This is a genomic window from Rathayibacter sp. VKM Ac-2801, assembly GCF_009834245.1.
Classification (GTDB): Bacteria; Actinomycetota; Actinomycetes; order Actinomycetales; family Microbacteriaceae; genus Rathayibacter.
Map to the genome: position 1 here is coordinate 2,523,246 of NZ_CP047183.1, position 13,476 is coordinate 2,536,721.

A 13,476-nucleotide genomic window follows, 5' to 3' on the forward strand; every position below is an offset into this window, starting at 1 on the left:
GCGGACAACGCTAGGAGTACCGGGCACTCCCGTCCGTCATTACGGGTAGGTGTGTCCGTGCGGATCGCGGATCAGCCGGGGCCCCGTCGGAGGGACACCGGCGCCGTCGGAGGGTCCGGAGAGACCCGAGCGGCGCGAGGCGCGGAGGTCCGCGTCGGTCGGCACACCGACGTCCGAGGGGACCTGCCCGTCGAGGTAGCGGCGGAGCACGCCGCGGGGCACCTCCTCCGCCACGAGGGCGAAGCAGAAGTGGTCGCGCCAGTCGCCGTTGATGTGGATGAAGCGCCGCCGCAGGCCCTCGTAGCGGAAGCCGAGCTTCTCGACCACGCGCAGGCTCGGCCGGTTCTCCGGTCGGATGCAGATCTCGATCCGGTGCAGGCCCAGGTCGAGGAAGGCGTGATCGGCGGCGAGGGCCACGGCGATCGGGGTGATGCCCCGCCCGGCGTAGCGCTCGGACACCCAGTAGCCGATCGAGCCGGAGGAGAGCGAGCCGTAGCCGATGTTCGAGATGTTGAGCTGCCCGGCGAGCTCGCCGTCCCAGTCGATGAGGAACGGCACTCCTCCGCCCGCGCGCGCGTTCTGCTGCAGCGAGCGGATGCTGGCGCGCACGTCGAACGCGGCGCCTCCGCGGGGGTCGGACGCCTCCCACTGGCGCAGCCACGACCGGTTCGCGATCAGCTCCCGCTCGAGAGGGCGGGCGTCGCGCACGCGGATCGGGCGGACGGTGACACGACCCTCGGTGAGCGTCGGGATCGGGAGCGGCATGATGCGACCCTACTGCTCCGCCGCACTGCGGGAGGGGGACTGGACTCCGCGGCGCTCCGTGCTCTCCGGGAACGGAGGAACGGACGGGATCCCGCGCCGCAGCAGGGGGTCCCGTCCGTTCCGGACGTGCGCTCGTCGAAGCTCAGAGGCCGGCGACGAAGTCCTTCAGCCAGGGCTTGAGGTCCTTGCCGAGGTCGTCGCGGTCGGAGGCGAGCTGCACGATCGCCTTGATGTAGTCGAGCTTGTCGCCCGTGTCGTAGCGGCGGCCGCGGAACACGACGCCGTAGACGCCGCCGAACTCGGCCGGGTCCTGGGCCATGCGCTCCAGCGCATCGGTCAGCTGGATCTCGCCGCCCTTGCCCGGGGCGGTGTGCTCGAGCACGCCGAACACGTCGGGCTTCAGCACGTAGCGGCCGATGATCGCGAGGTTCGAGGGGGCGTCCTCCTTGGCGGGCTTCTCGACCAGGCCGGTGATCCGCACCACGTCGTCCTCGTCGGTCGCCTCGACCGCGGCGCAGCCGTAGAGGTGGATCTGGTCGGGGTCGACCTCGAGCAGCGCGACGACCGTGGTGTCGCGGTTCTCGGCGACCTCGATCATGCGCGAGAGGAGCGGGTCGCGGGCGTCGATCAGGTCGTCGCCGAGGAGCACGGCGAAGGGCTCGTCGCCGACGTGGCGCTGCGCGCGCGAGACCGCGTGGCCGAGGCCCTTCGGCTCGCCCTGGCGGACGAAGTGCACGTCGGCGAGGTCGCTGGCGTACTTGACGTGCTCGAGCTTCTTGTCGTCCTTCTTCTTGGACAGATTCTGCTCGAGCTCGGGCACCGAGTCGAAGTGGTTGGCGAGCGCGTTCTTGTTGCGCCCGATGATCACGAGCACGTCCTGGAGCCCGGCGTCCGCCGCCTCCTCGACCACGTACTGGATCGCCGGCTTGTCCACGACCGGCAGCATCTCCTTGGGGATCGCCTTGGTCGCCGGCAGGAAGCGGGTGCCGAGACCTGCGGCGGGGATGACTGCTTTGCGGATTCGAGTGCCCATGGGGCGTCATCCTAGCGGCGGGGGAAGTCGCGGGAGTTTCGCGCCAGTACCGGCATCGGAAGGCGCCGGACCCCGTTCCGGGGCGCTGCGGGACGAGCCTCCCTCAGGCTCGCGCCCGGGGAGCCCGGCGCGGGGCCCGGTTCTAGACTGAGCGCATGCCAGCCGACATCACGCACGAGAAGCGGGCGCTGCGCGCCGAGCTGCGCGAGCGCCGCCGCACGCAGACCTCGACCGCCCGCGAGCAGGCCGCGGAGCAGATCACCGCCCACCTGATCGAGCTCGCCACCCGCGTGGGAGCCCGCTCGCTCGCGTGCTACCTCTCCGCTCCGGACGAGCCGAGCACCCGGCCGTTCCTAGGCTGGGCCGAGAGCCACGGCATCCGCGTCCTCTTCCCCATCTCCCGCCACGACGGCCTGCTCGACTGGGCGGTCGGCGACGGCCACACCGAGACCCAGGGCCTGTTCGGCATGCCCGAGCCGGTCGGGCAGCTGCTCGGCCCCATCGCGATCAACGACGTCGACCTCATCGTCGTCCCGGCCGCCACTGTCGACCGGCAGGGGATGCGGATGGGCTGGGGGCGCGGCTACTTCGACAAGACCCTCGGCTCGATGGAGAAGTGCCCGCCGGTCTACGCCGTCGTCTTCGACAGCGAGCTCGTCGACCGGGTGCCCAGCGAGGTCCACGACCAGGCCGTCGACGGAGTCGTCACTCCCTCCGGCATCGTCGACCTGCGCCACTGACCCCGTCCTCCTTCTCCCCCACCCGCCTCCGAGGAGCCCCCTGTGCCCACCTACTCCTACCGCTGCACGCAGTGCGGCAACGCCTTCGACATCCAGCAGAAGTTCACCGACGACACGCTCACCGAGTGCCCGAGCTGCCAGGGGGCGCTGCGCAAGGTGTTCAGCGCGGTCGGCGTGACCTTCAACGGCTCGGGCTTCTACCGCACCGACTCCCGCTCCGGCGGGAAGCCGGGTGACAGCGGCTCCTCCTCCTCCTCCTCCTCCTCGGGATCCGGCTCGTCCGGCTCGGGCTCGTCCGAGTCGTCGGGCTCCTCGGGATCGGGCGGCTCCTCCTCCGGCTCGTCGGCGTCCTCCGGGTCCTCGGGCTCGTCGGGCTCCAGCGGCTCCTCGTCCGGCTCGGGGTCCTCGGGCTCCGGGTCGTCCTCCTCGTCGTCCTCGGGCTCCTCCGGGTCCTCCTCCTCGGGCTCCTCCTCCGGGAGCTGACCCGCCCCCCACCGCTCACGGCAGAAACGGAACGATCATGCTCAACGGCTTCAAGGAGTTCGTCCTCCGCGGCAACGTCATCGACCTGGCAGTCGCGGTGGTCATCGGCGCCGCCTTCACGACCATCGTCAACGCGATCGTGACGGGGATCTTTAACCCGCTCATCGGTGTGATCTTCGACGCCTCCTCCCTCGAGACCCTGAGCTGGACCATCCGACCGGGAGAGAACGGCGAGGACCCGACCGTCATCGCCTACGGCTCGGTGATCTCGGCGCTGATCCAGTTCGTGATCGTCGCCTTCGTCCTCTACTTCGCGTTCGTCCTGCCGATCAACCACCTCAAGAACGCCGCCTTCGCCAAGAAGGCCGCCGACGCCCCCGCCGCGGAGGACAAGGCCCCCACCGAGCTCGAGCTCCTCGCCGACATCCGCGACCTGCTCGCGAACAACGGCACCGCCACCACCGCGAACTCCGGCAAGCACGTCGACTGATCCGTTTCGTCTTCTTCCGCCGGAGGCGGAAGAAGACCGCGGTCGGCTTCCCGACGGGGGCGCGTTCCGTGGAGCGTTGTGCGAACGGTGCAGTCGAAACGCTGGCACGCGTTTCGGCTGACACCTGCACCTTCGGGAGTCGCCGATCGGGACCTTCAGCGTCTCTGACGTGGACTGATCGGCCCTGGATCCACGCGTTCATCGGACGTCGCCCGGCGCCGGACGCGAAGCGGTCGCTCGCCGGGCACCGGACGCGAAGGGGTCGGTCGCCATGGACCGGGCTCAACGTCGATGGTCACCGTCCACCGGACGGGACGCGGTCGATCGCCGGGCACGCCACGGGAAGCGGATGGTCGCCGAGCACCTGGCTCGACGTGGCCGGACGGTGCCGGTCCGCGGCGAGGACGGCGGTGGGGCGTCGGACGCTCACGGAGCCGTCCCGCAGCACGGACAGGTTCGGTGAAGTCCGAGCTCCTCGACGGCACAGTGCGTCGGCACGCGGACCAGCGGCCGGTCCGGCTGGAATCAGTAGTGCGGCGGGACGTCCTGACGCAGCCGCGCGTCGTTCGGGCCGGTGTCCGGGCGCGCGGGCGGCGCCGAGGAGTCGGCGACCGGAGCGTCGTGCGGGGACGGATCGGTGCCGGGCTTCGCGGGGAGCGTCGCCCGGCGGCCGCCGCGGGTGCGCCGCAACGGGCGGTCCACACCCGCGGGGGCGTCGGGATCCGGCGCCACGATCAGTCGCGCGGCAGCGGCTCGACGGGCTGCGTCTCCCCCGACGCCGGAGCGGCGCCATCAGCAGCAGGAGCAGCAGCAGCAGCAGCAGCAGCGGCAGGAGCAGCAGGCTCACCCGCAGCGGGAGCAGCCGCCTGCTCCTCCCCCGCGGTCGCACCGATCAGCCCGGCCACCCGCGCGGCCACGGCCTCGGGGTCGGCGAACAGCTCGAAGTTGTGCACCCGCAGGTAGTGCCAGCCCAGCCGGCGCAGCAGCTCAGGACGCAGGCGCAGCGACACCCGCAGGCTCTGCGTGCTCACGTCGCGGTCGGTCTCGACCACCACGGCGCGGGTCCCGTGCGCGGCGACGAGGGCGAGCTTGCCCTTGTGCCCGATGTTGACCCGGAGTCCACGGCGCTCGAGGCGCGCGGCGAGATCCACCAGCATCGGCTCGGAGTAGTCGTCTCGGTCGCTCGGCTGGACGCGGTCCTCCGCCTCCTGCAGCACCTGCGCGAGCGCGACCATGCCGTAGCGCATGCGCGACTCGTCGATGTCGCCCGGGCGGAAGCACGAGACGATGTCCATCGAGCGGCGCGCACGGGTCATCCCGACAGCCAGCAGGCGCTCTCCGCCCGGCTCCGCCAGCGCGCCGAAGTTCGACAGCAGGCGGCCGTGGGGCGTCCGGCCGTAGCCGATCGAGAAGATGACACGGTCGCGGCTCTGCGCGACCGACTGCTCCAGCGTCACGACGGCGAAGGGCTCGGGCCGGTCGCCGAGGATGAAGTCGCTGAGGTCGGTGCGCTTGGCGAAGGCCGTCAGCACCGCCTGCTGCACCCGCACGGCGTGGCGGGGGCTCGCGGTGATCACCATCAGCGACTCGCGCGGACGGATCACGGCGTGCTCGAGCACCAGCTCGACCACCTTCGCGACCTCGGCGTCGACGGACTCGACCGCTCCGGAGTCGTTCTCGGGCATGCCGTGCCCGCTCGCGATGTAGTGGAAGCGGAGCGAGTCGTGTCCGAGGAACGAGCCCGCCCAGGGCAGCGAATCGATGCGTCCGCCGTAGAAGCGGCGGTTGACCAGCTCGGCCAGGTCCTCGCCGCCGGCGCGGTAGCTGCGGGTGAGCGTGACGGTGTTGAGCAGCTCGCCGAGGCGGGCGAGCGCCGACTGGGCGTGCAGCGCCTCCACGTCGGTCCGCGAGGCGGTGGAGCCGAACTCCGGCGTCTCGTCGACGCGCAGGCCGAAGGGAGTGGGGGTCTGCGTGACCGGGTCGCCGAACGCGACGACCTGCTTGGCCCGGCGGATCGCTCCGACGTTCTCGGCCAGGGTGGTCGCGCCGGCGTCGACGAGGAACACCGCGTCGAAGGTCGTCTCGGTGCCGATGCGGTGCACCTCGTACGGCGAGGCGAGCCACGCCGGAGCGAGCACCCGCGAGAGGTGCGGAGCGGCCTTCTGCAGCTCCTGAGGGGTCGTCGCCGCCTCGGTGCGCAGCAGTGCGCGCAGAGCGTCGCGCTCCTGCGGCCAGTCGACGAGACCGATCTTCCAGGTCTCGGAGAGCTTCCAGGCCAGCAGCTCGGCGCTCGAGGCGGCGTGCGCCTCGTCGACGAGCTTGAAGTCGGCCTCGAGCCGGTCGAGCACGCTCGTGTTGCCGCCGAGCAACGCGCGCTCGTCGGTCAGCATGATCTCGAGCGCCGAGCGCCACCAGGCCAGGTCCAGCTCGCCCGCGACCAGCTCGGCCGGCACGTGACGGCGCGAGAGGTCGGTGAGCAGCGGATCCAGGCCCCAGTCGCGCAGGGTCGCCAGGAGGGTCGTCCGCTCCTGGAGGTTGGCGAGCACCTCGCTGTCCTCGGCGAGGCCCGACACCATCGAGGCCAGCTCCGCGAGCGGGAGCGAGGCGAGCTGCAGGTTGGTCCCGCGGCGGCCGAGCGGCTCGTCGAGACGGCTCAGCTGGTCGGTCACCTGCTGGTATGCCACCTGCACGTCGGCGACGCCGACCGGGACCTCGGGGATCGTGCCGGCGACCGCGTAGCGCTGCCACAGCGTCCGCTGCTGCTGCACTCGGCGGAGCGCCGCGTTGAGGTCGGTGACGTGCGCGCCGGGACGCAGGTACTCGCGAGCGAGCTTCTTCAGGCGCCGGCGGTTGGTGGACGACATCTCGGCGGCCTCGCGGCGCGGCGAGGTCGCGACGATGAGGTCCTGGATCGAGCGGTCGAAGACGGCCGGCTGGAACTTGTCCAGCGTCTCGCGGACGTCCTGCAGCAGGCGCAGATAGATGCCGAGCTCGGCGACCGACTCGAACGGGCGCATCCGCGTCTGGCCGATGACGTCCTGGGCGCGGTCGAGTAGGCGCGGCAGGTCGCGCAGGTGCAGGCGCTTGGCCAGCTCGTGGGCGATCTCGGCGTCGGCGGTGGAGTCGAACTGCGCGCCGTACCAGGGCGAGTCGCCCGGGCCGTAGCGGAACTCCCCCAGGCGCGCCGACTCGATCAGCATCCGCGTCGCCTCGGGGCGGCTGTGCGCGAGGGCGGTGACGGAGCGGCGGTCGAGGCGGGCGGCGGTCGACGGGGGCGTCCGCAGCTGCGAGAGGCGGGCGAGCTCCTCGAGGGCCTGCAGCGCCGAGACGCCGAAGCTCTCATCGCGGCGGGAGAGTGCGCCACGGTAGTCGAGCAGCACCTTCCTCAGGCGGAGCAGGGCGTCGTCGATCTCGCTGACGGAAGGACGCGCGGCCTTCTCGTTGCGGCCGATGGACTGGATGAGGTCGCGGCGGAGCGTGCGGGGCCCGACCGCGATGCCGCCCAGGCCCGCCGAGAGCAGGCGCTGGTGGATGCTGTCGAGGCTCGACCGGCGGGCGCTGACGACCAGGACGCGCTTGTGCTGCGCGGCCAGCGCGCCGATCGCGTTGACGATGGTCTGCGTGCCGCCCGTGCCGGGGAGGGTCTTCACGACGAGCGAGTTGCCGGCCGCGATGTTCGCGATCACCTGCTCCTGCTCGGCGTCGGCGTCGAGGAGGAGGTTGTCGGTCGCCGGCGGACGCTCGTCCTGCGGGATGATCGACGCCACCTTCTGCGACTGCTGCAGCGCCCGCTTGGCGGCCGGGTTCCCGGCGACGGCGTCGAGGACCGGGTGCTCGAGCATCCGGGCGTCGCGGAGCATGTCGCCCGCCACATCGGCGAAGCTCGAGACCACGAGGCGCGGGTGCACGGCGAACCACGGCAGGTGCGAGGTCAGTCCGCGGAGCTGGTCGATGACCGGCTGCGGCTTGAAGACGCCGTTCTGCACCGCCAGCTCGACGAACTGCTCCGGGTCGATCGTGATGCCGAACTGCTGCTTGAGGGCGCGCGCGAGCTGCGGGTTGAAGTAGGGCTGGCCCTTGAGCTTGAGCTCGAAGTCGCGGCCGTAGCGGCGGATGGCGAGCGGGCGCAGGAGCACGGGAGCGGTGAACTCCGTGTCGCCGGCGCGCCACTGGGCGAGGCCGATGGCGAGGTGGACGCCCTCGATGCCGCGGACCGAGCGCAGCTCGATCCCCTTGTCGGTGATCGCACCCGCGGCGTTCTTCGCGGTGCGCAGGGCGAGCTCGTCGCGGATGAGCGAGGAGAGGAGGGTCGTCTTGCCCGAGATGAACGGGGGCAGCCCACCGGGGTGCGTGGTCGAGAGCTCGATGCGCGTCCGGGGCGAGTCCACGAAGTGGAGCAGGGGCGACGGACCGCCGACCTTGGCGAGCTCGTCACGCCACGACTGCCACACCGGATCGGCCACGTTGCCGCCCTGGTAGCCGGCCTCGCCGCTCGTCACCTGCACGGGAGAAGTCGCCGTCGGGGAGAGCCGATGCGCGGACGCCTCCCCCTGGTCACCGGATTCGGGTGAGGTCGCCACCGGTCCGGCTCCTGGGAAATCGTCGACTCGTTGCACACGGACACCCTAAACCGGGCACCTCCGAAAGGCCGTAGCGACGCGGGTCGGCGGCACAGCGCCTCCGATCGGCTCACCGGGCCGAGGCCTCGGACGCACGCGGAGCGCCGGCTCGGACCGCCGAGCGGAGCCGCTCGACCGGGGCGGGCGGGACTCAGGAGGGCCAGACGGCCAGGGGCGGCGCCGTCTCGACCCGGCGCTCGTCGCCGACCACGCGGATCCGGCTGCTCACGCGGTCGTGCCCGGCGGCCGCGGCGACCGCGGTCATCACGAGCTGCGCGTGGTCGCGCGTGAGGTGGCCGAAGGCGCTCCGCAGGTCGACGGGACGGCCGGTGGCGAGCGACACGGCGATGCGGGCGACCGCCTCCTCCGAGAGGTCGAGGAGGCACGCCTGCTCGGCGAGGAGGGCGAAGTCGATCCGCGGTGCGGCGTCCGTGGCGGCACCGGCCGCCCAGGGGTGCTCGGGGCGGAGGCAGCCGGCGCGGACGAGGAGCTGCTCCGCGGCCTCGAGGCCGGGCCCGGCGAGGACGGGGATCATGCCGCGATCCGCTCGGCCCGGCGCCCGGAGGCGCGGACCCCGACGGACACGACGGCCGACAGCAGGCAGGCGACGCCGGCGATCAGCGGTGCGAGCCAGCCGAGGACGCTCACCTCGTCGACGTCCGTGCCGAAGTACTGCCAGTGCGCGATGGCGTAGACGAAAAGGGAGAAGAAGCAGAGCGCGACGCCCGTGAGCGCCGACACCAGGTCGGCCGGACGGACGAGGGGCTCGTGCTCCGCCGCGACGGCCTGCTCGATCGCGGGCTCGGAGAGGGCGGCGGCCGGGACCTGCGGGAGGGTCGCTGTGGCGGGGTGCTGCGTCATGTCTCCGATGGAACCAGTCGCGCGGCGTCACGGTCGTCACTCGCTGGCATGACGTCACGAGCCGAGCGGATGGTGGCGCGGTCGGCCGGTCAGGGAGCGACGGGGACGTCCGCTCCGGCCGGTCGGCGTCCGAGCGACGACTGGAACCGCAGCAGGTACCCGTCGGGATCGGCGACCACCAGCTGACGGACGCCCGCCTCCTCCGCTCCGACGCGGTACCAGCGGGTCTCGAGCGGCGAGAACAGCGGCGTCCCGGCCTCGGCGAGCGCCGCCGCCGTCCGGTCGGCGTCGTCGACGCGCAGCTGCAGGTTCATCCCCCGGCCGAGCGGACGCTCCAGCGGCGCCGCGATCCAGTTGCGGCCCCGCCCCGCCTCTTCGAGCATCACGTGCGCGGAGCCGAGGACCAGGTACGCGAAGCCCTCCTCGGGCCGGGCGTAGTGGATCCGGAACCCGCAGGGACCGCACCAGAACGCCAGGCTCCGGTCGAGATCGGCGACGAGCAGCTCGGGGACGACATCGGGATCGGCCATCGGCGGGGTCTACGCCTCGGCGCCCTCGGGGCGCTTCGTGCGGCCCGGGAGCAGGAGCAGGCCCGAGACGCCCACGACGATCAGCAGAATGGCCGCGACGGTGACGAAGGAGGCCAGCGCGAGCACCGGCATGATGATCGTCAGCACGCCCGCGATGACCGAGGCGATCCCGGCCGCGATCGGCAGCCACGCAGGGCCGGCGACGGTGCGGCCGCTGGTGATGCTCGAGACGCCGTCGAGGATCCAGCCCGCGCCGATCACGAGGCCCAGGACGCTCAGCGATTCGAACGGGTTCGACAGGCACAGGATGCCCGCGACCAGGATCAGGGCGCCGAGCAGGCCCGCGAGCCAGCGCACCCGGGCGTCGAGCCGCGAAGCGGTGAAGGCCAGCAGCAGGCGGAAGACACCCGCGGCGATCAGGTGGACGCCGAAGACGATGGCGACCGTCAGCAGCGTCGGACCGGGGATCAGGACGGCGATGACGCCGAGCACGATCGCGATCAGCGAGACGGCGATGATCCACCAGCGCTCGACGGAGGTGCGGGACATCGTGGGCGCGGCGGTCTCGGACATGGCATTCCTTCGCGTCGGGGAGTGCGGACCCCTCGAACGTTAGGGCACCGGGGCGACGTGGCGCGGGGCCTTGCGCCCGCCCGCCCGACGGCGCAGGTCAGTGGCGCGATCCGGTGCGCGTCGCGGCACGGTGCCGCCGCACGCTGCGCACCACGAGCGCGAGCAGCAGCACGCCGACCGCGCTGTAGATGATCGCGTCGAGCACGCCCGCGTACTGGTCGACGAGCTCGTACTGCGTGCCGAGGGCCGCGCCGAGGCCGATCAGCAGGCCGTTCCAGACGCCGGAGCCGAGGATCGTCAGTCCGGAGAACAGCAGCAGATTCATCCGCTCGGCCCCCGCGGGGAGCGAGATGAGGCTGCGCACGCCCGGGATGAGGCGACCGAAGAGCACCGCCCAGGTGCCGTGCCGGCGGAACCAGCCGACCGCCTTCTCGAAGTCCTCGCGGTCGACCAGCGGGAGCTTGGAGAGCAGGCGGATCGAGCGCTCCGTGCCGATGCGGTGCCCGAGCGCGTAGAGGATCAGGCCGCCGAGGTAGGCGCCGAGGGTCGCCGTGATCACGACCAGCACCAGGTTCATGCGGCCCTGCTGCGCGAGGAAGCCGGCCAGCGGCAGCACGAGCTCGCTCGGGATCGGCGGGAACACCGTCTCGATCAGCGTCAGCAGGCCGACGCCCGCCTCTCCGAGCGCGGCGATCACCCGCGCGGCGACGCCGACGAGCCCGGAGAGCTCGTCGATGCTGTCGGAGGAGGAGGCGGTCGCCACGGAGGCGGGGGCGAGGGCGAGGGTCGCGATCGTCATGACTGAGAAGCTACTCAGTCCGTCGAGCGCGCACCTGGGAATCCGGCGGCCCGCTCAGGGGCGGCCGGTGAGCACGACCGTGTCCGAGCCCTGCAGCCGCACCTCGACCGAGGCGATCTCGGACAGCGGGAGCCCGGTGGCGAGGCTGGGCTCCATCGTCGTCCCCGGCGCGCTCGTCCACGATCCGACGGCCTCGGTGCCGCCCGAGGTGTCCGTGACGTAGAGGACGTATCCGGCCGAGCCCGCGTACTGCTCCGCCGTGTCCGCCCAGCTGCAGTCCATGTCGATCCGGGTGCCCCACTGCTGCGGGACGAACCGCACGGAGGCCTCGACGGGGACGCCCGGAGCGGCGGCGAGCGAGACCGTCGAGCCGACGGTCTCGACGGGGGCGAGGGACGGGCCGATCGCGAGCGGCAGGGCGACGGCGGCGGCGGCCGAGACGCCCGCGGCGGCGAGCACCAGGCCTGCGATGCGCAGCCGGGTGCGGCGCCGGACGGAGTCGGTGGCCGCGGCGAGGCGGGTCAGCAGCGCCGCCGGAGCTGCGTCGCCGGCCGCCTCCGGCTCCTCGACCAGGCGCATCGCCTCGACCTGGGGCAGGTGGGCCAGCAGGCCCGGCAGCGGGACGAACTCGGCGAGTGCCTCGCGGCAGCCGGGGCAGGCGCGCAGGTGCAGCTCGTACTCGCGGCGGTCGGCGGCGGTCAGGGATCCGAGGAGGTAGGCGGCGTCCCAGTCGCGGAAGGGGTCGTCGTGCCAGGTGTCGGAGGAGGGGTCGTGGCTCACAGCTCCGTCACCCCCCGCTCCTGCAGCGCGAGCTTGAGGGCCCGCATCCCGTAGTGCATCCGCGACTTGACGGTGCCCGGGGCGATCCCCAGCAGCGCGGCGATCTCGGTGACCGTGCGGCCGCCGTAGTAGGCGTGCACGATGACGGCGCGGTGGTCGTGGCTCAGCCCGCTGAGCGCGTCCGAGAGCAGCCAGGCGTCGAGCACCTGGTCGGTGCGGTCGGCGGTGGGGCGCTCGGGGACCTCGTCAGTGCCCAGCTCCCGGGCGTAGCGGGCGCTGCGGCGGTCGTCGATGACGAGGTTCCGGGCGACGGTGTAGAGCCAGGAGCGAGCGGCGGCCTCGCCCTGGGCGAGGATCTCGGGGTGCTTCCAGGCGCGCAGCAGCGCCTCCTGCACGACGTCCTCCGCCATCTGGCGGTCGCCGGTCAGGCGCAGCACGAACCGCCAGAGCGCGCTGGCGTGCTCGTCGTGCAGCGCACGCAGCATCTGGGCCTGATCCTCGGACATCTCCACCTCTTCCTGCACCAACGTAACGGGGCCCGGAACGGTTCAGCCGGTTCGCGCGAGCGGCCGCACTCTGGTACTCCGGAGTCGATGACCTTCCCCGATGCCGACGACGCCGCCCGCGTGCGCTCCTTCCTCCGCGACAACCGCTCGCGGATGCTCGACGATGTCCGGCACCTCGTGATGATCGAGAGCCCCAGCGACTCCCTCGAGGCGCTCGGGGAGCTGCACGCCTTCCTGGTCCACTGGGTGGGCGAGAGACTCGGGCACGACGCCGACGTCCAGCACCAGCGTGCGCGGGACGCGCCGACCGCGACCAGCTGGACCGTCCCGGCGAGCGGCGGCGCGAGACCGCACCGGGGCACGCGCCCGTTCGTGGCGCTGCTCGGCCACTACGACACGGTGTGGCCCCTGGGCACGACCCGCTCCTGGCCCTTCGCCGTCGACGGCGACCACCTGAGCGGGCCGGGCAGCTACGACATGAAGGCCGGCCTGGTGCAGATGGTGTGGCTGGTGGCCGCGCTCCGCCACGCCCGCGTCCCGCATCCGGCCGTCCGCCTGGTGATGAGCGGGGACGAGGAGATCGGCAGCGCCGCCTCCCGCCCGTTCCTGGAGCGGCAGTGCACGGGCGCCGACGCGGTCCTGGTGTTCGAGGGCGCGATCGGCGACGCGGTCAAGACGGCGCGCAAGGGCATCGGGCGCTTCGTGATCGACGTGGTCGGGGTCGAGGCGCACGCCGGGGTGGAGCCGGAGAAGGGGGCGAGCGCGATCCACGAGCTCGGCTCGCTGATCCCGAGGGTGCTGGCGATCGCGCGGGAGGAGGAGGGCACCTCGGTCAACATCGGAGTGGTCGCCGGCGGCTCGCGGGTCAACGTGACGACGGCTCGCGTGCGGCTGGAGCTGGAGGCGCGGATCCGCGGATCCGCCGAGGCCGCCCGCGTCGAGGCGGAGCTCGACGCGCTCGCCGCCGCCGACCCGCGCATCCGGCTGGAGGTGCGCGGCTCCTGGGAGCGCCCCGTCTTCGAGCGGACCGCCTCCGTCGCCGCGCTCTACCGCAGAGCCGAGCGGGTCGCGAAGCGGATCGACGTCCCCCTCCGCGAGATCGCGGTCGGCGGAGCGAGCGACGGCAACCTCGTCGCCGCGCTGGGTCTGCCGGTCCTCGACGGGCTCGGCGCCCCGGGCGAGGGAGCGCACGCGCGCAGCGAGGCGATCGGCATCGAGGGCATGCTGGAGCGGACGGCGCTCGCCGCGCTGCTGGTCGCCAGCTTCGGCGACGAGCACTGACCGGCTGCAGAGGAAG

15 protein-coding genes are annotated in these 13,476 nt (G+C 72.6%); 4 read left to right on the forward strand and 11 right to left on the reverse strand.

The genetic code is table 11. The features are described from left to right. Positions 1-39 precede the first annotated feature (39 nt). Positions 40-765 (reverse strand): GNAT family protein, encoded by a 726-nt coding sequence (locus GSU45_RS11610; protein ID WP_104275380.1) that lies wholly within the window; start codon positions 763-765, stop codon positions 40-42. A 142-nt stretch (positions 766-907) separates the two neighbouring features. Further along, a complete protein-coding gene (gene galU, locus GSU45_RS11615) occupies positions 908-1,798 on the reverse strand; it encodes a UTP--glucose-1-phosphate uridylyltransferase GalU (protein WP_159915125.1) in 891 nt (296 codons plus the stop codon). Positions 1,799-1,953: 155 nt separating this feature from the next. Between galU and GSU45_RS11620 the strand changes: the two genes are divergently transcribed. Genes GSU45_RS11620 through mscL form a run of 3 tightly spaced genes read left to right on the forward strand, consistent with a single transcriptional unit; the run spans position 1,954 to position 3,511 of the window. Then, complete coding sequence (locus GSU45_RS11620; RefSeq protein ID WP_159915126.1) at positions 1,954-2,538, forward strand: 5-formyltetrahydrofolate cyclo-ligase; 585 nt, start codon at positions 1,954-1,956, stop codon at positions 2,536-2,538. A gap of 42 nt (positions 2,539-2,580) precedes the next feature. Next, positions 2,581-3,021, forward strand: coding sequence for an FmdB family zinc ribbon protein (locus GSU45_RS11625; protein ID WP_159915127.1), 441 nt, complete (start codon positions 2,581-2,583; stop codon positions 3,019-3,021). Between the two features lie 37 nt (positions 3,022-3,058). Beyond that, entirely contained in the window at positions 3,059-3,511 is a 453-nt protein-coding gene (gene mscL / locus GSU45_RS11630) for a large conductance mechanosensitive channel protein MscL (RefSeq protein ID WP_159915128.1), read from the forward strand. A gap of 525 nt (positions 3,512-4,036) precedes the next feature. Here mscL and GSU45_RS11635 read toward each other — a convergent pair. From GSU45_RS11635 to GSU45_RS11675, 9 genes are all read right to left on the reverse strand, one after another. Beyond that, positions 4,037-4,201 carry a hypothetical protein gene (locus tag GSU45_RS11635; RefSeq protein ID WP_167302030.1) on the reverse strand — a complete coding sequence of 55 codons (165 nt, stop codon included), beginning with the start codon at positions 4,199-4,201 and terminating at the stop codon, positions 4,037-4,039. A gap of 44 nt (positions 4,202-4,245) precedes the next feature. After that, positions 4,246-8,016 carry an AAA family ATPase gene (locus tag GSU45_RS11640; RefSeq protein WP_244248108.1) on the reverse strand — a complete coding sequence of 1,257 codons (3,771 nt, stop codon included), beginning with the start codon at positions 8,014-8,016 and terminating at the stop codon, positions 4,246-4,248. Positions 8,017-8,281: 265 nt separating this feature from the next. Then, positions 8,282-8,665, reverse strand: a complete 384-nt coding sequence (locus tag GSU45_RS11645) for a hypothetical protein (protein ID WP_159915131.1) — start codon at positions 8,663-8,665, stop codon at positions 8,282-8,284. Further along, the gene (locus GSU45_RS11650; protein ID WP_159915133.1) at positions 8,662-8,991 is read right to left on the reverse strand and encodes a hypothetical protein; all 330 of its coding nucleotides are present in this window, start codon (positions 8,989-8,991) and stop codon (positions 8,662-8,664) included. Before GSU45_RS11650 ends, GSU45_RS11645 begins: the two co-directional genes overlap by 4 nt. An 89-nt stretch (positions 8,992-9,080) precedes the next feature. Next, the gene (locus GSU45_RS11655; protein ID WP_159915135.1) at positions 9,081-9,521 is read right to left on the reverse strand and encodes a VOC family protein; all 441 of its coding nucleotides are present in this window, start codon (positions 9,519-9,521) and stop codon (positions 9,081-9,083) included. Between the two features lie 9 nt (positions 9,522-9,530). Next, entirely contained in the window at positions 9,531-10,094 is a 564-nt protein-coding gene (locus tag GSU45_RS11660) for a DUF308 domain-containing protein (RefSeq protein WP_159915137.1), read from the reverse strand. A gap of 97 nt (positions 10,095-10,191) precedes the next feature. Next, a complete protein-coding gene (locus tag GSU45_RS11665) occupies positions 10,192-10,893 on the reverse strand; it encodes a DedA family protein (RefSeq protein WP_159915139.1) in 702 nt (233 codons plus the stop codon). 54 nt (positions 10,894-10,947) lie between these two features. Further along, a complete protein-coding gene (locus GSU45_RS11670; protein ID WP_159915141.1) occupies positions 10,948-11,673 on the reverse strand; it encodes a zf-HC2 domain-containing protein in 726 nt (241 codons plus the stop codon). Continuing rightward, a complete protein-coding gene (locus GSU45_RS11675) occupies positions 11,670-12,179 on the reverse strand; it encodes a sigma-70 family RNA polymerase sigma factor (RefSeq protein WP_104225070.1) in 510 nt (169 codons plus the stop codon). Before GSU45_RS11675 ends, GSU45_RS11670 begins: the two co-directional genes overlap by 4 nt. An 87-nt stretch (positions 12,180-12,266) precedes the next feature. Between GSU45_RS11675 and GSU45_RS11680 the strand changes: the two genes are divergently transcribed. Beyond that, a complete protein-coding gene (locus tag GSU45_RS11680) occupies positions 12,267-13,460 on the forward strand; it encodes a M20/M25/M40 family metallo-hydrolase (protein ID WP_159915143.1) in 1,194 nt (397 codons plus the stop codon). Positions 13,461-13,476 lie beyond the last annotated feature (16 nt).